This window comes from Kibdelosporangium phytohabitans, from assembly GCF_001302585.1.
Lineage (GTDB): Bacteria > Actinomycetota > Actinomycetes > Mycobacteriales > Pseudonocardiaceae > Kibdelosporangium > Kibdelosporangium phytohabitans.
In genome coordinates, this window is sequence record NZ_CP012752.1 from 349,546 (window position 1) to 371,685 (window position 22,140).

Below are 22,140 nucleotides of genomic sequence, written 5' to 3' on the forward strand. Positions count from 1 at the left end.
CTAGTAACTGGCGAGTGCGTGATCCGCTTTCCTGCCGGGCACGCCTGCGGCGATCGTGCCACGGAACACGAACACCAGTCCCGCGAAGATCAAACCCGCGACGGCCGCCGCGAGGAACGCCGACGACACGCTGACGTGTTCGACCAGGTAACCGCTGACGGACTGGCCGAGCGCGAGACCGAGCGTGACCGCGGTGATGATCCAGCCGAACGCCTCGGTCATCGTGTTCGGCGGTGCGACCTGTTCGAGCGCGGTCGAATGCGCCGTCGACTGCGGCGTGATCATGGTGCCCGCCACCAGAAGCGTCGCACCGAGCCAGAACAGCGACGACGGGATGGCCGACAATGTGATGAGCAGCGCGAACCCGGTGAGCAACACAGGCAGGCGCAGGTGCATCTGCCGCGGCCACGGACGCATCCCGTACAACACACCGAAGATCACCGAGCTGATGGACCACAAGCTCAGCAGAAGACCACCCATGGCCTGCTGCCCAGCGGCGGTCGCCGCAGCCGGAACCGCCACCTCGGCGAAGCCGATCACCACACCGAAGCCCATGACCGCGAGGATGACCGTACGCATACCCGGGCTGACAAGCGGACCGAGCAAGCTCGACCCCGTCTGCACCAACGGCCGTTGCTCACGGACAGTCCCGGTGAGCGCGAACCAGAACGCGCCCATCGTCTGCGTGCTCGCGCTGACAAGCACAGCGGTCCCCGCCCACGGCAACGCGGCGAGCAACCCAGCCAAACCAGGGCCGAGGATGAAGAACACCTCGATGCTGATGGCGTCGTAGTTGTACGCGGCCTGACGCGTACTACCAGCGGGAAGCAAACGTGACCACAGCGTCCTCGACGCGGAGCCGACGGTCGGCTGCGTCAAGCCAACCAAGAAAGCGAACGCAAGGAGGGCAGGGGTGCTCGCGTGAGACTCGATGGCAATGACCGCGATGGTGACGAAGACAGCGAACGCACTGGCCGTAACCCGCAGCGGACGACTTGGCCCAAGACGGTCCATGACCCGCCCCTGCACCACAGAACCGATAGCGGCACCAACCAGCGCACCAGCGGACACCAGGCCAGCAGTGGCGTACGAACCGGTGGACCGCTGGACGTAGAAGAGCATGGAGAAACCGACCATGGCGATCGGCAGGCGGGCGAACACGGCAGCGATCATCGGACCGCGCGCGCCAGGAGTGGTCAGAGCGGCCCGGTAGTCAGCGAGAGAGACGTTGTGGGACACACGTACCAGTATGCGATGGAATGGTACGCCGGTACCACTAGCTGACGGTGTGTTTGCTCACCATCGCCCATTTGATGCAGCCGAGCCCAGATTGATCACGTTTCCGTAACAGAAAGTGAATTCTGAGCAGGCGTGCACAACGAATACGACTCATCCGGGTCCCTTCAGAGTGAAAAGACTTGAGCCGCGGGGGTCCCTCGGGCGATGGTGGATTTCACCGCCAAGCACCGGGTACTCCGGGGCGGTGTGAAAGCTCCCTCCGGCGGAAGGGTCGGGGCCATGACGCCCGGAGGGCGGGGAGCGCGAGCCGTCGGGGGATGGCTCGCGCGATGCAAAGGGCCGGTGCGCTGCGTCGGGGGCAGCGCCCGGCCCTTTGTGTGCCCAACGTCCCTGCCAGGAACTTCACGGCCGCGTGTGCCAGGCGCGAGAGCAGCAAGCCGGCTCAAGTTGATGGCATTGAGCTCTCATCTGCCCTCGAGGGCTGCACGCGCGCAGGAGTTGCCCCGTCCGACATAAGCGACAAATAACCCCAAAGCGGCTCGCGCGCAAGCGCAAAGGTGGCCTTCGGGGTTGCTCCTGCCCGTCGGCCTGGGCAAAGCCAACCACGGACTGTCAGAAGGTCCGCCTACGCAGAGCAACAAACAACAAAAGCCAAATGGACCTCTTGACAAGCCTTGGTTCCCTCCGGGCAGGCCGACGGGCAGGAGCACCCACGCCCAAAAACACCCCAAGATCCCAAGCACGCGCCAAAAGAAAACCGACCGAGTGCCTCCTGCCCAGAGGTCTGCCACCCGGCGAGGGACCGTCCTTGTCTTTCACCCCGAGAACACGAAACCCACCCACCAAACAAGCCAACTTCGAAACCCGCCTAACACCCATACAAACAGTCCCCCACCCAACCCGGGGGGCGTCCCTGCTCCAGTCTACAAGGGATAAGGCCTGGTCAAAGGGGCTACTGACGGGTTGTGGACAAACGAGTGCACCGATGAACCCGCGATTCGAAGATCACCCATGCGGAGGACCGCAGCCGAATCAAGGCGGAACGACGATCGCAGGACAAGGCGGGCGGCGCTTGCAGTACACGGCGAGTGAGCACAGCGATCAATCGCAAGGCGGCATTCGCAGGGTTGGCGATGCGGTGTTCACTGGCGAAGGCGACGGCACACGGAGAGGCGAGTGAGCACGGCGATCGAATCGCGGGGCGACCGGAGGGCCAAGCGGGCGCAGGGTGGAGCGGCGATCGCAGGCCGAGGCGGGTGCCGTCGCAGGTGAGGTGAGTGCACTGTGGGCGCCGCGCGGAGGTACGGCGCGGAACGCAGGGCAAGGCCCGGGCGGCATGGTGAACCCAGTACGCAGAACAAGCAAGTGCGTATGGCGAGGCGACCGCAGGGCGACACGAGACCGCCGGAGACCGGCAGGTCAAGGCGAAAGCAACGGCACCGTGACGAGCAAGGAGACGAACCCGGACACGACTGTGCCCCGGAGCGGCAAAGCCCCGGGGCACAGTGGACGAGTTACCGAGCCCGGCGGGCGAGGCGCTCCGGGTCGAGGATGAGCACGCTCTTGCCTTCGAGCCGCAGCCAGCCGCGGTGCGCGAAGTCGGCGAGAGCCTTGTTGACGGTTTCGCGGGATGCGCCGACGTACTGGGCGATCTCTTCCTGCGTCAGGTCGTGTGTGACTCGCAGCAGTCCCGCTTCCTGGCTGCCGAACCGCTGTGCCAGCTGGAGCAGGGCTTTCGCCACGCGGCCGGGCACGTCGGTGAAGATCAGGTCGGCGAGCATGCCGTTTGTCCTGCGCAGCCTGCGGGCGACCACGCGCAGCAGCTGCTCCGCGATCTCCGGGCGGGTCGCGATCCACTGCCGCAGTTCCGGGCGGCCCATCGTCACGGCTCGGACTTCGGTCACGGTCGTCGCTGTCGATGTGCGCGGGCCCGGGTCGAAGATCGAGAGTTCGCCGAACATGTCCGACGGCCCGAAGATGCCGAGCAGGTTCTCCCGCCCGTCCGGCGACTTGCGGCCGAGCTTCACTTTGCCGGACAGGATGATGTACAGCCGGTCGCCCGGCTCACCCTCGGCGAAGATGACATGACCTCGGGGGAACTCAACGTTCTCGAGCGTCTGGCTGAGCGCCTCGGCTGCCGCTGGCTCAACCCCCTGGAAGATGCCTGCCCTGGCCAGGGTCTCGTCCACGCTCGTCCCTCCTGTCGAGACACGGCGAACCAGACACCGTCGCCGTCTTCACTACCTGCAGTGTAGGACGTTCACCCGGATGTACTTACCGGGCACGCCGCACGCTACCGGTAAGTAGTCACATGCGCACGCGCTGCCTCGTCCGCGCGGCGCGTCCGCCCCGGCGGCGCAGGCGGAAGAGCTCGAGCGCGCGGCCGATGCCGCTGACCTGGAGTGCGCGGACTTCGTCCGGCCGGACGTCCTCGAGCAGCTGGGTGACCTCGTCCTCTCGCACGGCGCCGTTGCGCAGCCGTGTCTCCACGCGCTCCATGAACAGGGCGAACAGCATGATCACGAGCGGCACCACGAACACGAACCAGACAGCCACCATCAGTTTGATCCTCGCTTGCTGTGCGTCGGGGGCACATCGACTAAGACGTCTGGGGTCGGTTGACGTTGTTCGGCGGCCCGTAGGCTAGTCCCGTGCCTCCCGCCACCAAGCAGCCCCCCGGGCAGATGGTCAAACCGGCGACGGGGTTGGTCCGACGAGCCAGGCGGATGATGCGCTCGCTGTCCGAGGCATATCCGGACGCGCGTGCCGAGCTCGACTTCACCAACCCGCTTGAGCTGATCGTCGCGGTCGTGCTGTCCGCGCAGACCACCGATGTCCGGGTCAACCTGACCACGCCGGCGTTGTTCGCGAAGTACCGGACAGCCGCCGACTACGCGAGTGCCGACCGGACCGAGATGGAGGAGATGGTCCGGCCGACCGGTTTCTACCGCAACAAGGCCGCGGCTCTGATCGGCCTCGGTGCCGCGCTGGTCGAGCGGTTCGACGGCGAGGTGCCGGACACCATGGAGCAGCTCGTCACGCTGCCCGGTGTCGGCCGCAAGACCGCCAACGTCGTCCTCGGGAACGCCTTCGACGTGCCCGGTCTGACCGTGGACACGCACTTCGGCAGGCTCGTGCGCCGGTGGGAGTGGACTGCGGAGGAGGACCCGGTCAAGGTCGAGTACGCGGTTGGCGCGTTGTTGCCGCCCAAGGACTGGACGATGGCGTCGCACTGGATCATCTTCCACGGCAGGCGCGTCTGCCACGCCCGTAAACCGGCGTGTGGCGCATGTCTGCTGGCCAAGGACTGCCCGTCGTACGGGGCCGGGCCCACCGGGTTCGAGGAGGCCGCCAAGCTCGTCAAGGGCGTGGAGGCCGAGCACCTGCTCGCCTTGGCGGAACAGGCGGGTAAGCCCAAGCGCAAGGCCGCCGGTTGAGCGTCCGGGTCCGGTGGGCGATCGTCGCTCTGGTCCTGGTCGTCGCTGGTGCGGTCGCGGTGTGGCCGCGGGGTGACGACACGCCGCAGGCTGTCGCGCCGTCTCCGCAGCCGATCAAGACGAACCTGCCGACGTGTTCGCGCCAGGGCGTGGCGGTCGAGACCATGCAGGGCCTCAAGGCGGTCTGCCTGGCTGACGGCGGTGTCACGGACGTCGCGCAAGCGTTTGCCGGGCCGGTGCTGGTGAACGTCTGGGGCACGTGGTGCGCCCCCTGCCGCGAGGAATTGCCCGTGTTGTCGGCGTACGCCGCCGAGCCGGGCGCGATCCCGGTCGTAACGCTGGCCGTGCAGAGCGACCAGGCGGCCAGCACCGCGTTGCTGAGGGATTTGGACGTGCGTCTGCCCGCGCTGTTCGACAAGGACGAGTCGCTGTGGAAGGCGCTGCGCCCGCCGCGGATGCCGTCGTCCTATCTCATCAATGCGCAAGGCGAAGTGAACCTCGTCAACGACCCGCCCGTCTTCAAGTCTGTGGCGGATGTACGCAAGGCGGTGGGCCGATGACGCACGGCCCGCTCGTCGACCCGGCCGACGTCCCGAACTGGATGGCCAAGCTCGTCGGCGCGACCGGTGAGCTGGACGCGGAGATGTTCCGCAGGCTCGCCCCGCCGGACCACGTCATCGCACGGCCCGCGGCCGTGTTGATCCTGCTCGGTGAAGGCCCCAACGGCCCGGATGTGCTGCTGACCCGGCGCTCGGACGACCTGGGTTCGCATCCCGGTCAGGTCGCGTTCCCCGGCGGCAAGGTCGACGAGGGCGACGACTTCCCGGTCGGCACGGCGATGCGTGAGGCGGTCGAGGAGACCGGTGTCCTGCCCAGCGGTGTCCGGCCGGTCGCCGTTATGCCCGAGTTGTATGTGCCGGTTTCGAAGTTTCTCGTCACGCCGGTCGTCGCGCACTGGCAGACGCCGTCTCCCGTGCGGGCGGTCGACTTGGCGGAGACCGCCGCCGTGGCCCGCATCCCCCTTGATCACCTCGCGGACCCGGCGAACCGGTTCATGGTCCGCCACCCCTCCGGCTTCACCGGGCCCGCCTTCTCCGCGCCCGGGATGCTCGTCTGGGGGTTCACCGCGGGGCTGCTGACGGTCGTGCTGGCCATCGGCGGGTGGGAAGTGCCGTGGGACACGACCGATGTGCGGGAACTTGACGTAGCGTGGCGGTCAAGCCGTCCAGAGGAGTGAAGCTTGAACTGGGTCGACGTGCTGGTGCTGGCGCTTGTCGTGCTGGCCGCGATTTCCGGTGCGCGACAGGGCGTGGTGATCGCTCTGCCCGCTCTTCTCGGCGTGTTCGCCGGTCTGGTGCTCGGCGCGATCGTCGCCCCGCTCGTCGTGGAGAACTTCACCAACTTCGCCACCCGGGCCGCGTTCTTCATCGCGATCGTGGTGTTCCTGGTCGCTCTGGGTGAGACAGCCGGGGTGTGGGTCGGCAGAACCTTGCGGCGCAAGATGAAGACGCCCAACCTCACGCCGGTCGAGAGCATCCTCGGCGCGCTCGTGCAGGGTGTTGTCGTGTTCGTGGTCGCGTGGATCATCGCGGTGCCGTTGACGACGGTCACCGGGCTGCCCGGTCTGGCCAACGCGATCAGGGGCTCCGTCGTGCTCGGCGGCGTCGACGACATCATGCCGCCGGGCGCCGAGAAGCTTCCCAACGGCGTGAAGAAGCTGCTCGACGATTCCGGTTTCCCCAACGTGATGGGGCCGTTCTCGCAGACCCCGCTCGTGGACACCGGCCCGCCGGACCCTGCGCTGCAGTCCAGCCCGGTGGTCCAGCGTGTCCGGCCGAGCGTGCTCAAGATCCACGCCCGCGCGCAGTCCTGTTCGCGTGCCCTGGAGGGCACCGGTTTCGTGATCTCGCCGGAGCGCGTGATGACCAACGCGCACGTGGTCGCCGGTACCGACCAGGTGTCGGTGGAGACCGAGGGTGGCCAGCTCGACGCCCGTGTCGTGCTCTACGACCCGTCGGTGGACGTGGCGATCCTGTCCGTGCCGGATCTGCGGGCGAGGCCGTTGCCGTTCGCGCCGCAGGACGCCAACAAGGGGGATTCCACGATCGTGCTCGGTTATCCGCTGGACGGTCCGTACACGGCTTCGGCCGCGCGGGTCAGGGAGCGGATCAACCTGCGCGGCCCGGACATCTACGACGCCAACACGGTCACCAGGGACGTGTTCACCGTGCGCGCGAAGGTGCAGAGCGGTAACTCCGGTGGCCCGCTCGTCGACCCGAACGGCCAGGTGGTCGGTGTCGTGTTCGGCGCCGCGGTGGACGACGACGAGACCGGCTTCGTGCTGACCGCCAAGGAGGTTTCCGACGAGGTGCAGCAGGCGCCGAGGCTGAGCCGCCGGGTGGACACAGGGGCTTGCGCGGCCTAGAAGTTCGACAGCCAGGACTTGAGGGTTTTGTTGACGCTGTCAGGCGCTTCCTCGTGCGGGTAGTGCCCGATGCCGGCGAGCACGTGCAAAGGCGCGTCCTTCTCGAGCCAACGCTGTGACGCCTTCGCCGTGGCCGGGAGGATCAGGGGGTCGTCGGCCCCGTGGACGCGCAGTGACGGGACGGGGATCGTCTTGTCGAGCGCTTCGCTGAAGCGGCGGCCGTCGCTGCGGATCTGGGACCGCACGGCCCACCGGTAGTACTCCATCGCGGAGAACGCGACGCCACGGATCCGGATCGCTTGTTTGTAGCGTTCGACGGCCGCGGTGAAGTCCGCGCTCCCGGCCCATTGAGGCCCTGCCCACCGGCGCATCAGGTGTTCGAGCGCGATCGCGTCGTCCTTGACCAGTTTGCGTTCCGGGTACATCGGGATCTGGCCGCGAAACACCGTTCCGACTGCGCGTGCCTGGTTGTTCGCTTTGCGGCGCAGCGCGGTCCGGCGGATCTGGCGGCGCAGCGCGAGGGGGTGCGCGGCGCCGATCGCGACGACCGAGTGCACCAGCCTGGGGTGCAGCGCCGCCGCCGACCAGGCCAGCATGCCGCCCCAGCCGTGCCCGATGACGTGCGCTTTCCGTTCGCCGAGCGCTTTGATCAGCCCGCCGACGTCACCGGCGAGCGTCCAGGCGTCGTAGCCGCGCGGGGGCTTGTCCGAGTCGCCGTATCCGCGCAGGTCGACGGCGACCGCGCGGAATCCGGCGTCGCTCAGCGCGGTGAGCTGGTGCCGCCAGCTCCACCAGAACTCGCCGAAGCCGTGCAGCATCAGCGCGAGCGGGCCCTCGCCGGTCTCGCTGACGTGCAGCCTGATCCCGTTGGCGTGGACGTCGCGGTGCGCCCATGGACCGTCGACGCGGACCGTGGCCGGATCAGGAAGGTGACTCATCGCTGTCGCGCTTGAGCGCGGCCAACGTCTCCTGTGCCGACTGGATCGTCTTCTTCGGACCCTTGATGCCCCGCACCTTGCGGTAGCCGAGGAATCCGAGCAGCCCGACGACCAGCAGCATCACCGCCCAGGTGATCAGGAAGCCCGCCCAGCGCTGCAGGCCGATCTCGGCCAGCCCCTCGGCCAGCGCGATGAACGGGAAGTACAGGCTGAACATCAGCACCACGAGGGCGAGGATGAAGAAGATGCTGCCTCGCACAGCTCGTTTGACGTCACGGGAGATCTCGATCTTGGCGAGTTCGATCTCGGCCCGGACCAGTGTGGACAGATGCGTGGTGGCGTCCTTGACCAGGGCCCCGATCGACTGGTCGCCAGGAGGCAGACCGATCCGGTCCTCGGTCAACGGGATCGACGGGACCTGTGGCAGTCCCGAGCCTGCACGGTCGTTCTGCTGCGCACTCGTCACCTGGTCATCGTGCCACGTGGGTGGTCACGAGGCCCGGTGTGCCCGGCTGCGCCGCACCAACATCGCCGCAGCCAGCAACGACGCCGCCGCGGACGCGATCAGGACCGCGGCCTTGACGCGTTGCGCCGCGTCCGCGTCGAGCGCGAGATCGGCGATCAGGAGGCTGACGGTGAACCCGACACCGCCGAGCATCGACACCGCCGCCATGTCGCGCCAGCCGAGGTCGTTGGGCAGCACGGCGACCTTGAAGCGGACCGCGGCGAACGCGGCGCCGAAGATCCCGAGCAGCTTGCCGATCAGCAGTCCGGCGATCACGGCGACCGCGACCCGGTCGTCGGCCATCTGGCCGAGCGCGCTGGGCGAGACCGGCACACCGGCCGCGAACAGCGCGAACACGGGCACGGCGAGCCCTGCCGACCACGGTTGCAGCCGGTGTTCCAGCCGGACCGCGGGCGATTTCCGCTCGTAGGGGTCCCTGCGGACGCGTGTCAGCAGGCCGAGCGCGACTCCCGCGACGGTGGCGTGCACGCCTGACTCGTGCACGGCGAACCAGGTGCCGAGCGCGATCGGCACGTACAGCCACGGGGACCGGATTCGTCTGTGCTGCAGATAGGCGTACAACGCGCACAGGACGATCGCGGCCGCCGCGGCGAGCAGGTTGAATTTCGCGGTGAACAGGACCGCGATGATCAGGATCGCGCCGAGGTCGTCGACGACAGCGAGGCTGAGCAGGAAAACACGCGCGCTGCTCGGCAACCCGGAAGCGGTGATGCTCAGCACACCGAGCGCGAAGGCGATATCGGTGGCCGCGGGAATGGCCCACGCCTGTTCGATTCCCGGCGCGCCCCAGCCGACGGCGAGCGCGATTCCGATCGGGACGACCATGCCGCCGATCGCGCCGATCACCGGCAGGATCGCGGCCTTGAACTTGGACAGCTCACCCACGACGAGCTCGCGTTTGAGCTCGAGGCCCGCGACGAAGAAGAACACGGCGAGCAGGCCGTCCTTGGCCCAGTCGCCGACCGAGAGCTCCCAGATGTGGAAGTCGCGAACCGCCTGGTAGACGCCGCGGGCGGGGGAGTTGGCCAGCAACAGCGCGACCGCTGTCGCGCAGAGCAGGATGATCCCGCCGACCGTCTCGGTCCGCAGGTACCTGGCGAAGTCGCTGACATGAACGCGCCGCATGACTCTCCTGAAAATCGACAGCACTGATTGGCTGCCGACCAGGCTTCCCGGCGCTCCCTTACGGGATCTTAACTCATGCGATCGGATCCGGCAGGCGCCGGACGTGGTATTCGGTCGAGATGGTGCGCCCGGTGAGCGGGTCGCCCAGTTCCACGCGCCACGCGTCGGCGAACTGGTCGACGCCCTTCTTCATCGGAATGGTGCCGGAAAGCAGGACCGTGCCCGGCGCGTGCAGCTTCTGCGCGTGCAAGACGTCGATCCAGTACTCCGGCGGGAGTAATTCCGCGCACGTGCCCGACTGGATCTCGGTCCATTCGCCCGACGACCGCACCCACGCGGTCAGCGTCAGGTCGTCGGTCCGGTCGGCCACGTCGGCCAGCCGCCACGCCTGGCGGCCGAGCATGTCCGGCGCGGCCTGTTTGCTCCACGCGACGCCGTGCACTTCGAGGTCGCGGTCGGTGTGGTCGCAGGCGACGGTGAGCAGCACTTCGTCACGTGTGATCACGAGCGCCCATTCGGCTTCGCCGGACGTACGGCTGTGCTGGGCGTACACCTCGCCGGACTGCAACGCCAGGAACGGGGCGATCGGGTACAGGCACGGCGTCTTCGTCGGTGCCGGGATGCCCATCGCGACGAGTTCGGCGACGTGCTCGGCCACGTGGTCCTGGCTGCGGCCGGCGAACCCGGCGTTGAGCAGTGCGCGGACCTCGACGGCCACCCGGTGCCCGTCAGGCAGGCTGAAGTGCAGCACCGGCACCTCCGAATGCTTGGCGTATACGACTTGTATACATACGATATGCCACAACTTCCCGGAGGCGCGACATGACTTCTGCGACAGTTGCCGACCGGCGCTCGTTGTGGCGCGCGTTCACCGCGAGCCTGTCGGGCACCTCGTTGGAGTGGTACGACTTCGCTGCGTACTCCGTGGCGTCCGCGACGATCTTCGGCCCGCTGTTCTTCCCTGGCAATGACCCTCTTGCCAGCACGATGCTCGCGTTCTCGACTTACGCGGTCGGGTACGTGGCCCGGCCGCTCGGCGGATTCGTGTTCGGCCGACTCGGCGACGTGATCGGCCGCAAACGAGTCCTGGTGATCACCCTCGTGCTGACCGGTACTGCCACGTTCCTCATCGGAGTGCTGCCAACTTACGCCACAATCGGCAGTACCGCCGCAATTTTGTTGGTGCTGTTGCGGTTCGCCCAAGGCGTGGGTATCGGCGGCGAGTGGGGCGGCGCGGTGCTGCTCTCCAGCGAGTTCGGTGACCAGGCCAAACGCGGGTTCTGGGCGTCGGCGGCGCAGATCGGCCCGCCTGCCGGGAACCTGATGGCCAACGGGGTCCTGGCGCTGCTCGGCGCGCTGCTGACCGAGGAGGAGTTCATCGGCTGGGGCTGGCGGCTGGCGTTCCTGCTCTCGGCCGTGCTGATCGCGTTCGGGCTGTGGATCCGCGTCCGGCTCGAGGAAACCCCGGTCTTCAAGGCGATCGAGGCCAAGGGCGCCCGGCCGAGCGCGCCGATCAGCGAGGTCTTCCGCGACGAGCGGCGCGGCCTGCTCGCCGGCGTCTTCGCCCGCGTCTGCCCGGATGTCCACTACGCGCTGTTCACGGTTTTCGTGCTGACCTACGCCACGCGTGAGCTGAACGTCTCACGCGGCTGGGCCATGGCCGCCGTGCTGATCTCCTCCGCGTTGCAGCTCGTGCTGATCCCGGCGTTCGGCGCGCTGTCCGACCGGGTCAACCGGCGCAAGCTCTACCTGGTGGCCACGATCGGTGCCGCGGTGTGGCCGTGGATCTTCTTCCCGATGATCTCCGGCGGCTCGGTCGGCCTGCTGATCCTCGGCGTGGTCGTCGCGCTGGTGCTGCACTCGGCGATGTACGGCCCACAAGCGGCGTTCGTGACCGAGCAGTTCTCCGAGCGGCTGCGCTACACCGGCAGCTCGATGGCGTACACGCTGGCCGGGGTGATCGGCGGCGCGGTGGCACCGCTGCTGTTCACGGCGTTGCTGTCGTGGACGGGCAGCTGGCCCGCGATCGCCGGGTACATCGTGCTGACGTCGGTGGTCACGGTGATCGGGCTGGCGCTCGGGCGTGACCCGGTCAGCTCATGAGCTGGATCCGCAGCGTTTCCCGCAGGTGGACGTCGATGGCCTGCCGTGCGCGCTCGACGTCCTGCTCGACGAGGGCCGCGAGGATGGCGGAGTGCTCGGTGAGCACGCCGTCCTGGCGGCCGGGCACGTTGGCGAGCGCGATCCGGCCCGCCCGGTTCTGCCGATCGCGCAGACCTTCGTACGTCTTGGTCAGGATGTCGTTGCCGGTCGAGCGCACCAGCGCGTCGTGGAACCGGGTGTCGGCCTCGATGAACTCCCTGGCCTGCCCGGCCGAGCGCAGCAGGTGCTGGGCGGCGAGCGCGTCGCGCATCTCGGCGACCGGCCCCTCGTGGTGCGCGAACGCGGCGGCGTGCCGTTCGATCACGCCGCGGGCCTCGACCAGCTCGGTGAGCTCCCGGCCGGACATCGGCGCGACGTACGCACCGCGCTTGGGCACGAGCTCGACGAGCTGCTGCGCGGCGAGCATGAGCAGCGCCTCGCGGATGGGCGTCCGCGACACGCCGAGCTGGTCGGCCACGACCTGCTCGTTGATGAACGTGCCCTGCACCTGCGGGTCGGTGAGCAGCTGGTTCTTGACGAAGTCGTACGCCCGCTCCCGGCCGGATAGGCGCATGAATACTCCTTACATACACGTTGTATACGAGCTATGGTAAACCCGTGCGAGGTGATGCGTGATGCGAGTAGCGATGAGCCAGTTCGCCGCGGACACCGATCCGGAGCGGAATCTCGACCACATCAGGACCACGGTCGGGCAAGTGGCCGACGCGTCGGTGGTGGTGTTCCCTGAGGCGACCATGGCCCGGTTCGGCATCCCGCTCGGCCCGATCGCGCAGCCGCTCGACGGCCCGTGGGCGACCGAGGTCCGCGCGATCGCCGAGCAGGCGGGCGTGCTGATCGTGGCGGGCATGTTCACGCCGAGCCCGGACGGCAGGGTCACCAACACGCTGCTGATCACAGGTCGTGGTGTCGACACGTACTACGACAAGATCCACTTGTTCGACGCGTTCGGGTTCGCCGAGTCGGCGACGGTCGCGCCGGGCGAGCGCATCGTGGTGTCCGAAGTGGACGAGGTGACGATCGGTTTCGCGACCTGTTACGACATCCGCTTCCCCGGCCTGTTCCAACGCCTCGCCGACGAGGGCGCGTCGATCACGATCGTTCCCGCGTCATGGGGGTCGGGCCCCGGCAAGCGCGAGCAGTGGGAACTGCTCGCCCGTGCGAGGGCCCTGGACAGCACGACGTGGATAGTCGCGTGTGGACAGGCTGATCCCGTGACGATCGGGCAGGAGCCGTCGGGCAAGGCCCCGACCGGCATCGGTTACAGCACAGTGGTGTCACCGCTCGGCGAGGTCCGCGGCCAGCTCGGCGCGGAACCCGGCCTGCTCACCGTCGACATCGACACGGCAGAGGTGGCGGAGGCCCGCAGGATCGTTCCAGTACTGGCGAACAGGAAGTTCTGATGCACGAATACCCGGTGACCATCACCTGGACCGGCAACAAAGGAACCGGAACGTCCGGCTACCGCGACTTCAGCCGCGACCACACGGTCTCGGCGGACGGCAGGCCGGACATCGAGGCGACCTCCGACCCGGCGTTCCGCGGTGACCCGGCGCGCTGGAACCCGGAACAGTTCCTGGTCGCGGCGCTGTCGGACTGTCACATGCTCTGGTACCTGCACCTGTGCGCGACATCGGGCGTGATCGTGGAGTCCTATGTGGATGACGCGGTCGGCCGGATGGAGATGGAGAAGAACGGCGCGGGTCAGTTCTCCGAAGTCGTGCTGCGGCCGAAGATCGTGATCAGCGGCGGTTCGCTCGACACCGCGCGAGAACTGCACACTAAAGCGCACGAGATGTGTTTCATCGCGCGGTCGGTGAACTTCCCGGTGAAACACGAACCCGAAGTCACTGCTCGGTAACCGCTGATGGTCTGATATTCCAGAACTCCAAGTGACGGGTTCCGATGACTCGCGGCACGCTGGCCCCCTTGCGCACCAACCGCTTGTGCTCGCACAGCGGGGAAAAGTGGAGTCACCGTGTCGGGAATTCGGAAACAGCCGCAGGCGAGAGATCGGGCCATAGGTGCTCAGCTCAAGTCGATCCGCGCCCAGCGTACCGGGCTGTCACTGGAACAAGCGGCTGAGTTGCTCGGCTGGTCACCGGCGACGATGAGCCGGATCGAGAACGGCAGGCGCCACATCAGCGCAGAGGACGTCGCGAGCATCCTCGCGGTCTACCGAGTGCCCGCTGCCCAACGCGACGCGATAGTGCGCGTGCCAAGTCCATCGACGAACCGGCTGGTGGTCCCGCCCGTTGCCAGGCGTGCCAGACGAGTTGAGTGTCCTGGCAAGTTGCGAAGCCGACGCCAGTGCACTCACCGACTGGTCAACCCGCAGATCAACCCTCGTGAGTGGAAAAGCCGGTTCTAACCGGACCAAACACTCACGAGGGTTGACCAGGGGATCAGTCCTCGCTGCCCTTGTTGAGGCCCTGGGAGATCAGGTCCATCACCGACGAGTCGGCGAGCGTGGTCACGTCACCGATCGAACGGTTCTCCGCCACGTCACGCAGCAAGCGGCGCATGATCTTGCCGGACCGCGTCTTCGGCAGCTCCGGTACGACCATCACCTGACGTGGCTTGGCGATCGGGCCGATCTCCTTGGCCACGTGGTCGCGCAACGCCTTGATCGCGTCCTCGCCGCCGTCGACCGCGTCACCGCGCAGGATGACGAACGCGACGATGCCCTGGCCGGTGGTCGGGTCGGTCGCGCCGACCACCGCGGCCTCGGCCACGGTCGGGTGTGACACCAGCGCGGACTCCACCTCAGTCGTGGAGATCCGGTGCCCGGACACGTTCATCACGTCGTCGACCCGGCCGAGCAGCCAGATGTCGCCGTCGTTGTCGTACTTGGCGCCGTCACCGGCGAAGTAGAAGCCCTGCTCGGCGAAACGGGACCAGTACGTGTCGCGGTAGCGCTCGTTGTCGCCCCAGATGCCACGCAGCATCGACGGCCACGGCTTGTCGAGCACCAGGTAGCCGCCACCGCCGTGCGGGACCTCGTTGCCCTGGTCGTCGACGACCTTCGCCGAGACACCAGGCAGCGCGCGCTGCGCCGAACCCGGCTTGGTCGCGGTGACGCCGGGCAGCGGCGAGATCATGATCGCGCCGGTCTCCGTCTGCCACCAGGTGTCCACGATCGGCGCCTGTCCCGCGCCGACGTTCTCCCGGTACCAGATCCACGCCTCCGGGTTGATCGGCTCGCCGACGCTGCCGAGCACGCGCAGCGACGACAGGTCGTACTTGGCCGGGATGTCCTTGCCCCACTTCATGAACGTGCGGATCAAGGTCGGCGCGGTGTAGTAGATGGAGACCTTGTACTTCTGCACGATCTCCCAGTGGCGGCCCTCGTGCGGGGTGTTCGGCGTGCCCTCGTAGACCACCTGCGTCACGCGGTTGGACAACGGCCCGTACAAGATGTAGCTGTGTCCGGTTACCCAGCCGATGTCCGCTGTGCACCAGTAGACGTCGGTGTCCGGCTTGAGGTCGAACACGTTGTGGTGCGTGTACGAGGCCTGCGTGAGGTAGCCGCCCGAGGTGTGCAGGATGCCCTTCGGCTTCCCTGTCGTCCCGCTGGTGTACAGGATGTACAGCGGGTGCTCCGAGTCGAACGCCTCCGGCGTGTGCTGGCCGGACTGCTTGTCCACCAGGTCGTTCCACCAGATGTCACGACCCTCTGTCCACTCGACCTCGGTGTCGGTGCGCTTGACCACGAGGACGTGCTCGATGGTCGGCGTCTGCGCGACGGCCTCGTCCACGGCTGGCTTGAGCGCGGCCGGCTTGCCGCGGCGGTACTGGCCGTCGGTCGTGATGACGAGCTTGGCCGAGGCGTCGTCGATCCTGGACCGCAGCGCTTCGGCGGAGAAGCCGCCGAACACCACGCTGTGGGTCAGGCCGAGCCGGGCGCAGGCGAGCATCGAGAAGATCGCCTCGGGGACCATCGGCATGTAGATGGCGACGCGGTCGCCCGCCTGCAGGCCGAGTTCCGTCAGCGCGTTCGCGGTCTTGCTGACCTGCGTGAGCAGGTCGTTGTACGTGATCGTCCGGGTGTCGCCCGGCTCGCCCTCCCAGTGGATGGCGACCTGCTCACCGTGGCCGGACTCGACGTGCCTGTCGACGCAGTTGTAGGCGACGTTGAGCTTGCCGCCGACGAACCACTTCGCGAAGGGTGCGTCGCTCCAGTCGAGGACCTGGTCCCACTTGGTGTCCCAGTGCAGTCGCTCCGCCTGCGTGGCCCAGAAGGCCTCCCGGTCGGCGTCGGCTGCCGCGTACAGGTCCGGGCCCGCGTTGGCGGCGGCGGCGAACTCGTCGGACGGCGGGAAGGTCCTGCTCTCGGTGAGCAGGTTGTCCAGCGCGGGGCCCTGGGACTGCTCGGTCATCCGTGTGACCTCCTCGAAAAGCGATGACTCGTGATGGCAGTGACCGTAGTGCGACACGCGGCGCATTAACAGAGCGGGACTCCAATAGGTCCAGACCATTCTGCCGGATTGGTCCGCGGAGCGGCTGTCGGCGGGCCGCCGGACGGGGATAGTGTCTGCCCGTGACTGATCCGCTGGGCCCCCTGCTGGACCTCCCGGGCATCGCCGAGGCAGTGCAGTCCGCGCGCGAGAGCGTCGACGCCGTGCACAAACACCCGGCCAACCGCCGCGGCTGGCCGACCACAGCGGCCGAGGCGTCCGTGCGCGCCGCCCGCTCGTCGGCCTACCTGGACGGCGGAAACCCCGAGATCCCCGAGGACGGCGAGGTCGCCGACCCCATATTGGCCGGCGCGCTGCGCGTGGCCGAGGCGATCGGACCGCTCCTGCCGGTCTGGCAGCGCGCGCCCCTGCAAGCCCTGGCCCGGTTGCACCTGCTGGCAGCGGCCGACCTGGTCCCCGCCGCGGAAGACGAACGACTCGGCCGCCCACGCCACGCCCAGGGCGTGTCCGGACGCCTGGACCTGCTGGCCAACCTGGTCACCGGCGCGACCGCGGCGCCCGGCCCGATCCTGGCGGCAGTGGTCCACGGCGAACTGCTGACGCTCGCCCCGTTCGGCCTCGCGGACGGCGTGGTCGCCCGCGCGGCGGCCAGGATGACGATCATCGGCACGGGCCTCGACCCGAAAGGCCTCACCGTGCCGGAGGTGGCGTACCTACGGCGCCCCGAGCGCTACCGGGAGGCGGCCGAGGGCTTCGCGAGCGGCCAGCCGGACGGCGTACGCGAGTGGGTCCTGCTGTGCTGCGAGGCGTTCCAGATCGGCGCGAAGGAAGCACTGGCCATCGCGGACTCAGCCACGAGCTGACACCGGTCTGTCACCCGCGCGTGGCCAAAGAGCAACGAGGGTTCACACGATAGTGTGACACAGCTAACGCTCAGTACGTGATTGCGAATCCACTCACATCCGGATGGTCACTTAGGACGAACCGGCTGGCGGATTCGAGCTGCCCAATGAGGATCCTCTGCGCCGTCGCGCTGCTGCTGTTCGCAAGCGCCTGTGCCACAACGACTCCCGCGCGAATCGTGGAGCCGGTCGGCCAAGCTGTGCCGCCGGCGACGACGACAACAACCCCGACGACCACCACCATGACCTCGATCACGCCGGTCGTGCAGTCCGTGTCGATCCCCGCTGACCTGGCAGGCAAAACCGCAGCCAAAGTGGACCAGGACCTGCGGGCACTCGGCCTGACCATCCTGCGATACGTCAGCCCGGACGGAACGCAGGTGCTGCCCGATCCGACGTGGACCGTCACGTCGGTCGACGGCGCCGGGTCGGCTGCGCGAGCCGACTCGGTCATCTACATCAAGGTCAACAAGCCGGCACCACCGCCACCGCCGAAGACGACCACGAAGGCGACGCTGAACCCCGCGCCGCCCAAGCCCCCGCAGCCCGTCGCGCCGCCACCGGCGGCAGCCGCGTACTACAAGAACTGTGCGGCAGCCAAGGCCGCGGGCGCGGCACCAGTGCGTCGTGGCCAGCCGGGTTACGGGTCACACCTCGACCGCGACGGAGACGGAATCGGCTGTGAACGATGAGTTCACACGATGGTGTGACAGCGGTAACGCCTGACCGGCCTGTGTGGAATTCACAGATAGCCGGATGGTCGCTGAGAGACGAACCGGTAACGGGGTCAGGCTCTCGATGAGGATCATCTGCGCGGTCGTTCTGACGCTCGCCGTCGCGGGTGCTTGTGCCGTACCGGATCGCACAATCGCCCCGGCGCCGAGCATTCCGACGATGCCCGAACGGCCGCCGGTCACCACGGCGGATGCACCTGCGCCACACCCGCCGGTCACGTCCCTGCCTTCACAACCCACGAAGGTGGGCACCACGAAGGCGGGCACCGGGGCGGCGACGTCGACGAGCGTGACGCCGTCGTCCAGCCCCGCGGACCCGCCGGCCAAGGCCTTCAAGAACTGCTCCGAGGTGCGAGCGGCAGGCAAAGGCCCGATTCGCCGGGGCGAACCCGGGTTCGCCGACTGGCTCGACACCGACGGCGACGGGATCGCCTGCTACCCGAAGAAGCGCTGAGCGCCTACCGGGCCGCCGCGCCCAGCATGTCCAACGCGTTGCGGACGTGTCCGTTGGTCTCGCTCAGCGCCTTGGCGGCGCGTTCGGAATCCGCGCCGGACAGCAAGTGCACGAGCGCGACCTTGAGGTCACCGTTCGCGGAGGTCAACGCCTCCGCGCACTCCTGGAGGCTGTAACCGGTCGCCTCACGCAGGATTCGCAACGTCCGGCCGCGCAGCTTGGCATTCGTGGCGCGCATGCTCACCATCAGGTTCGAGTACGTGCGCCCGAGTTTCACCATCACCGCGGTCGAGAACGCGGTCAGCACGAGCTTCTGCGACGTGCCCGCCTTCATCCGCGTCGAGCCGGAGATGGCTTCCGGGCCGGTGTCGACCGCGATCACCACGTCCACATCGGCCGTCCGCGCCGACATCGGGTTGTTGGAAACCAACCCGGTACCGGCGCCGAGCCGCCTGGCCGCCGAAAGCGCTCCCAGCACGAACGGCGTGCGCCCCGACGCGGTAAGGCCGAGGACGAAATCCCCGGCCTCCGCCTCACGCGTCAGCAACGCGGCCCCTGCAGCCGCGTCGTCCTCCGCGTTCTCCACGGCCGTGCGCAACGCCTTGGTGCCGCCCGCGTGGTGGGCGACGAACCAGTCGGCCGGTGCGTTGAACGTCGGCGCGAGCTCTGCCACGTCCAGGCTCGCCAACCGCCCGGACGTACCCGCTCCGACGTAGTGCACCCGGTGTCCCTGGCGCAGAGCCTCCGCTGCCAGGTCGACGGCTTCCGCCAGCTGCGGCAACGCCTCCGCCACGGCGGACGGCACGAGCCGGTCCTCCGCGTTGATGACGCGCAGAACCTCGAGCGTGGGCAACGTGTCCAGCTCGGTGGTTCTCGGGTTTCGGCCCTCAGTCGGAGAGTCGACGTAGACCGCTTGCTGGGGAACCGTCATCGCCGTCCTGGTGCTCTCATTTTCCGGTGTCGCGGGTCTTTCGGCGTCCGTCCGGCCGGGTTTCCAGCCGGTGCGGACCAACCGCGTCCCGCGTGGCTTCCAGTGCGCCCATCGCCGTCGGCAGATGCCGTTGTGCCACTCCGATGAACAGGCAGTCGATCACCGTCAACTGGGCGATCCTGCTGGCCATCGCGCCGGAGCGGAACGTGGTCTCCCTTGCCGCAGTGGTCAGCACGAGATCGGCCACTTCGGTGATGGGTGAGCGCGGGAAGTTCGTCAGCGCCACGGTTGTGGCGCCTCGTTGCCGCGCGGTGCGCAGCGCTTCAACTGTGTCGGTGGTGGCCCCGGTGTGCGAGATGCCGACAGCGACATCTCCCGAGCCGAGCACCGCCGCCGACGTGAGCATGATGTGCGTGTCGTTCCACGCGAAGCTCACCCGGCCGATCCGATGCAGCTTCTGCTGCAGGTCGAGCGCGACGAAGGCGCTCGCGCCGACACCGTAGACGTCGACGCGGCCCGCGGCTGCGATCACGTCCACGACCTGTTGCAGTGTGGCGATTTCCAGCTGGTCGGCGGTTTCCTCGACCGCGCGGGCGTCAGCGAAGGTGACCTTGCTGACGACCTGTGCGAGGTCGTCCTCCGGGCTGATCTCACCACCGAGGTCGCGCTCGGCGCGCGCCTCCGTGCGAGCGGTGTCCGCGGCGAGCGCGATCCGCAGCTCGGGGTACCCGCCGACGCCGATCGCCTTGCAGAACCGGGTGACCGTGGTCTCGCTGGTGCCTGCCGCGTCGGCGACTTCGGTGATGCTCCGGCGCGCGACCGACGCCGGGTTGTCGAGCACCACTTTGGCGACTCGCTGCTCCGCACGGGCAAGACCCGGCAGCAGCGACCTGATGCGTACGAGCGGGCTGTTCTCCGCGCGTTCGTCAATCATCTCTGCGGTGCTCACGTGGGAAACTTACTAACAGTTACGGGATCCGACAAGGTCACGGCTAGACCTCCTGACGCAACGACACCCAAACGTGTCCGGAACTTGAACCTGCAACCACTGGGGCTTGCGTGGGAAATCGCAGGTAATGGGGGTGTCGTTAACAAACTTTATCATCGGATTCGACGATCCCATGCGTGTGAAACGAGCGCGGTTGGTTGTTTTTCACCGTCAAGAAGGACTCGGCTACCCTCGGTGATTTTGATGTTGTCCAATAACACCCCGCGGCCGGTGAGGGTTCTGTCCGTACTGAACCGCCACCGCAAGAAGATCTTGTCGAACGTCGGTACTTCCGCACGGACATTCCACCAGGTCCGGTGCCCTGCGCCGGAAAGATGCGGCGCCGGGCCCGCGGGTGCGCCGGGCCCGCGCGCGGTGACGTCGACCGCTTGCCACGACACGCCGTCACTGCTCGACTCCAGAACGAGGTGGTCGGAAATTTCTGTGTCGACAAAGGTGTCGAAGGTAACCCGGATGGTCGTACTCCGTGTCCGGAGCTCTCGTGTGGACAGTGTGGCGGTGCTCAGGTTGCCGATCCCCGTGTACCAGGCGTCACGGCCATGTCGCGGTCGGACAGCCAAAGCTTTGGCCATCCCCGTCGCGAGCGCCTCGCGGGCCGGGTTGATGGATCCCCAGCTGCGGGACACGTGAACCCTGTTGGACAACAGGATCGCGATGGAACGCGACTGCAGGTCGAGCACGAGAGTCGTGCCGGTATACCCGGTGTGGCCGGCGGTCGCCGGGCCGCTGAGCCCTCCCATGTAGAACCTGCGGTCCAGTTCGAAGCCCAAACCGTGTGCGTTGCCGGGAAAGTTCGTCGTGTAGTCGGTCAGCATCGCCCGGACGGTCTCCTGCTCCAGGATCCGCTTGTGGGCATAAATGCCGCCATTGATGAGACTTTGGGCCAGCACGGCCATGTCACGCGCGGTCGAGAAGATCCCGGCGTGCCCGGAGACGCCACCGAGTGACCACGCGTTCTCGTCGTGCACTTGCCCCCGAACGATTCCGCGCGCAGGCGCCGCCTGGTACTCGGTCGCCGCGATCCTGTCCAGTTTGGACGCAGGCGGGTTGTACCCGGTGTCGGTCATCCCGAGCGGCCCGGTGATGCCTTTGCTGACAACGTTGTCCAAGGTGGACCCCGTCAAACGCTCGACCAGTACGCCGAGCGTGATCAGATTGAGATCTGAGTACTCGTACGTCGAGCCCGGCGCGTACTTGGGCGCGATGTCCATGACGCCCTTGATCCGCGCGGCCTTGTCCGGGTACATGCTCCACAACGGGATGAACGCGACCAGCCCGGACGTGTGGATCAACAGCTGCTTCACCGTGATCCCGGCCTTGCCGTTCACGCCGAACTCGGGCAGGTAGCGGGAAACCGGCGCGTCGACGTCGACCTTGCCCTGCTCGGCCAGCTGCATCACCGCGATCGACGTGAACAGCTTGCTGATCGAAGCCATGTCGAAAATCGTGTCGTCACGCATCGGAACCCGCTGGTCCACAGGGAGTTCCGTCCCGGCGGCGTCGGAATACCGCACCGCGTAGCCGGATGCTGACCGGCTGACCACGACGCCCTCGTGCGCGAGCAGCGTGACCACGCCGGACATCAGCGGCTTGGCCACCGGCGGCGAGGTCGGGTTGGCCCGCGTCCACTCGTCGACCTGCTTGAGCGCCGCCTCGATCGGCGCGCGGTCCAGCCCCGCCTGCTCGGGCGTACCGTCACGCAACTGGGTCCACGGGGCGGCGAAACCCTGCTTCGGCCGGTCGAACCGGCCCGAGTCACCGCCGTGCGCCTCCGCTGACACCGCACCGGCTGCTGTCACACCGGCCATCGTCAGCGCCAGCACCGTTCGACGAAACATTGGG

Annotated in this window: 24 protein-coding genes; 11 read left to right on the forward strand and 13 right to left on the reverse strand. The window is 67.7% G+C overall.

Annotated elements, in window-relative coordinates; all coding sequences use genetic code 11:
- The 3 genes from AOZ06_RS01700 to AOZ06_RS01710 form a co-directional block, all read right to left on the reverse strand.
- Entirely contained in the window at positions 1-1,239 is a 1,239-nt protein-coding gene (locus AOZ06_RS01700; RefSeq protein ID WP_054287786.1) for an MFS transporter, read from the reverse strand.
- Between the two features lie 1,514 nt (positions 1,240-2,753).
- Entirely contained in the window at positions 2,754-3,428 is a 675-nt protein-coding gene (locus tag AOZ06_RS01705) for a Crp/Fnr family transcriptional regulator (protein ID WP_033389944.1), read from the reverse strand.
- A gap of 118 nt (positions 3,429-3,546) precedes the next feature.
- Positions 3,547-3,795, reverse strand: coding sequence for a hypothetical protein (locus AOZ06_RS01710; protein WP_054296346.1), 249 nt, complete (start codon positions 3,793-3,795; stop codon positions 3,547-3,549).
- A gap of 128 nt (positions 3,796-3,923) precedes the next feature.
- Between AOZ06_RS01710 and nth the strand changes: the two genes are divergently transcribed.
- From nth to AOZ06_RS01730, 4 genes are read left to right on the forward strand one after another with little or no spacing between them, the layout of a single operon-like run.
- Positions 3,924-4,676: an endonuclease III gene (nth, locus tag AOZ06_RS01715; RefSeq protein WP_054287787.1), complete on the forward strand. Its 753-nt coding sequence runs from the start codon at positions 3,924-3,926 to the stop codon at positions 4,674-4,676.
- Positions 4,673-5,236, forward strand: a complete 564-nt coding sequence (locus AOZ06_RS01720) for a TlpA family protein disulfide reductase (RefSeq protein WP_054287788.1) — start codon at positions 4,673-4,675, stop codon at positions 5,234-5,236. Before nth ends, AOZ06_RS01720 begins: the two co-directional genes overlap by 4 nt.
- Positions 5,233-5,913: an NUDIX hydrolase gene (locus tag AOZ06_RS01725; protein ID WP_054287789.1), complete on the forward strand. Its 681-nt coding sequence runs from the start codon at positions 5,233-5,235 to the stop codon at positions 5,911-5,913. Before AOZ06_RS01720 ends, AOZ06_RS01725 begins: the two co-directional genes overlap by 4 nt.
- 3 nt (positions 5,914-5,916) lie before the next feature.
- Positions 5,917-7,101 carry a MarP family serine protease gene (locus AOZ06_RS01730; RefSeq protein WP_054287790.1) on the forward strand — a complete coding sequence of 395 codons (1,185 nt, stop codon included), beginning with the start codon at positions 5,917-5,919 and terminating at the stop codon, positions 7,099-7,101.
- On the opposite strand, the gene AOZ06_RS01735 is transcribed toward AOZ06_RS01730, so the two are convergent.
- From AOZ06_RS01735 to AOZ06_RS01750, 4 genes are all read right to left on the reverse strand, one after another.
- Positions 7,098-8,039 (reverse strand): alpha/beta fold hydrolase, encoded by a 942-nt coding sequence (locus AOZ06_RS01735; RefSeq protein ID WP_054287791.1) that lies wholly within the window; start codon positions 8,037-8,039, stop codon positions 7,098-7,100. The genes AOZ06_RS01730 and AOZ06_RS01735 overlap by 4 nt on opposite strands.
- Positions 8,023-8,505 (reverse strand): phage holin family protein, encoded by a 483-nt coding sequence (locus tag AOZ06_RS01740; RefSeq protein ID WP_083471446.1) that lies wholly within the window; start codon positions 8,503-8,505, stop codon positions 8,023-8,025. The genes AOZ06_RS01735 and AOZ06_RS01740 overlap by 17 nt, the downstream gene beginning before the upstream one ends.
- Positions 8,506-8,529: 24 nt before the next feature.
- A complete protein-coding gene (gene nhaA, locus AOZ06_RS01745) occupies positions 8,530-9,690 on the reverse strand; it encodes a Na+/H+ antiporter NhaA (protein WP_054287792.1) in 1,161 nt (386 codons plus the stop codon).
- A gap of 73 nt (positions 9,691-9,763) precedes the next feature.
- Positions 9,764-10,447, reverse strand: a complete 684-nt coding sequence (locus AOZ06_RS01750; RefSeq protein WP_054287793.1) for a DUF2848 domain-containing protein — start codon at positions 10,445-10,447, stop codon at positions 9,764-9,766.
- A gap of 65 nt (positions 10,448-10,512) precedes the next feature.
- On the opposite strand from AOZ06_RS01750, the gene AOZ06_RS01755 reads away from it, so the two are divergent.
- On the forward strand, positions 10,513-11,793 hold the full coding sequence (locus tag AOZ06_RS01755; protein WP_054287794.1) for an MFS transporter: 1,281 nt from the start codon (positions 10,513-10,515) through the stop codon (positions 11,791-11,793).
- On the opposite strand, the gene AOZ06_RS01760 is transcribed toward AOZ06_RS01755, so the two are convergent.
- Positions 11,783-12,406, reverse strand: coding sequence for a GntR family transcriptional regulator (locus AOZ06_RS01760; RefSeq protein ID WP_054287795.1), 624 nt, complete (start codon positions 12,404-12,406; stop codon positions 11,783-11,785). The genes AOZ06_RS01755 and AOZ06_RS01760 overlap by 11 nt on opposite strands.
- A gap of 61 nt (positions 12,407-12,467) precedes the next feature.
- Between AOZ06_RS01760 and AOZ06_RS01765 the strand changes: the two genes are divergently transcribed.
- The 3 genes from AOZ06_RS01765 (at position 12,468) to AOZ06_RS61875 (ending at position 14,221) form a co-directional block, all read left to right on the forward strand.
- Complete coding sequence (locus AOZ06_RS01765) at positions 12,468-13,253, forward strand: carbon-nitrogen hydrolase family protein (protein ID WP_054287796.1); 786 nt, start codon at positions 12,468-12,470, stop codon at positions 13,251-13,253.
- On the forward strand, positions 13,253-13,711 hold the full coding sequence (locus AOZ06_RS01770) for an OsmC family protein (RefSeq protein ID WP_054287797.1): 459 nt from the start codon (positions 13,253-13,255) through the stop codon (positions 13,709-13,711). The genes AOZ06_RS01765 and AOZ06_RS01770 overlap by 1 nt, the downstream gene beginning before the upstream one ends.
- A gap of 117 nt (positions 13,712-13,828) precedes the next feature.
- Positions 13,829-14,221: a helix-turn-helix domain-containing protein gene (locus AOZ06_RS61875; protein ID WP_083471447.1), complete on the forward strand. Its 393-nt coding sequence runs from the start codon at positions 13,829-13,831 to the stop codon at positions 14,219-14,221.
- 34 nt (positions 14,222-14,255) lie between these two features.
- Here the strand turns inward: AOZ06_RS61875 and acs are convergent, their stop codons facing one another.
- Complete coding sequence (gene acs / locus AOZ06_RS01775; protein ID WP_054296348.1) at positions 14,256-16,229, reverse strand: acetate--CoA ligase; 1,974 nt, start codon at positions 16,227-16,229, stop codon at positions 14,256-14,258.
- A 161-nt stretch (positions 16,230-16,390) separates the two neighbouring features.
- Here acs and AOZ06_RS01780 point away from each other — a divergent pair, with 161 nt between their 5' ends.
- Positions 16,391-17,131, forward strand: a complete 741-nt coding sequence (locus tag AOZ06_RS01780) for a Fic family protein (protein ID WP_054287798.1) — start codon at positions 16,391-16,393, stop codon at positions 17,129-17,131.
- 70 nt (positions 17,132-17,201) lie between these two features.
- On the opposite strand, the gene AOZ06_RS59510 is transcribed toward AOZ06_RS01780, so the two are convergent.
- Entirely contained in the window at positions 17,202-17,426 is a 225-nt protein-coding gene (locus AOZ06_RS59510; RefSeq protein ID WP_054287799.1) for a hypothetical protein, read from the reverse strand.
- Between AOZ06_RS59510 and AOZ06_RS58675 the strand changes: the two genes are divergently transcribed.
- Positions 17,413-17,862 (forward strand): excalibur calcium-binding domain-containing protein, encoded by a 450-nt coding sequence (locus AOZ06_RS58675; protein ID WP_054287800.1) that lies wholly within the window; start codon positions 17,413-17,415, stop codon positions 17,860-17,862. The two genes, AOZ06_RS59510 and AOZ06_RS58675, sit on opposite strands and share 14 nt — an antisense overlap.
- Positions 17,863-18,148: 286 nt before the next feature.
- Positions 18,149-18,358, forward strand: coding sequence for an excalibur calcium-binding domain-containing protein (locus AOZ06_RS58680; RefSeq protein ID WP_054296349.1), 210 nt, complete (start codon positions 18,149-18,151; stop codon positions 18,356-18,358).
- A 4-nt stretch (positions 18,359-18,362) separates the two neighbouring features.
- Here AOZ06_RS58680 and AOZ06_RS01800 read toward each other — a convergent pair whose 3' ends face one another.
- The 3 genes from AOZ06_RS01800 to AOZ06_RS01810 all read right to left on the reverse strand — a co-directional run bounded on the left by AOZ06_RS01800 (position 18,363) and on the right by AOZ06_RS01810 (position 22,136).
- Complete coding sequence (locus tag AOZ06_RS01800; protein WP_054287801.1) at positions 18,363-19,289, reverse strand: N-acetylmuramic acid 6-phosphate etherase; 927 nt, start codon at positions 19,287-19,289, stop codon at positions 18,363-18,365.
- Between the two features lie 16 nt (positions 19,290-19,305).
- Positions 19,306-20,223: a MurR/RpiR family transcriptional regulator gene (locus AOZ06_RS01805; protein ID WP_054296350.1), complete on the reverse strand. Its 918-nt coding sequence runs from the start codon at positions 20,221-20,223 to the stop codon at positions 19,306-19,308.
- A gap of 167 nt (positions 20,224-20,390) precedes the next feature.
- A complete protein-coding gene (locus tag AOZ06_RS01810; protein ID WP_054287802.1) occupies positions 20,391-22,136 on the reverse strand; it encodes a serine hydrolase domain-containing protein in 1,746 nt (581 codons plus the stop codon).
- Positions 22,137-22,140 lie beyond the last annotated feature (4 nt).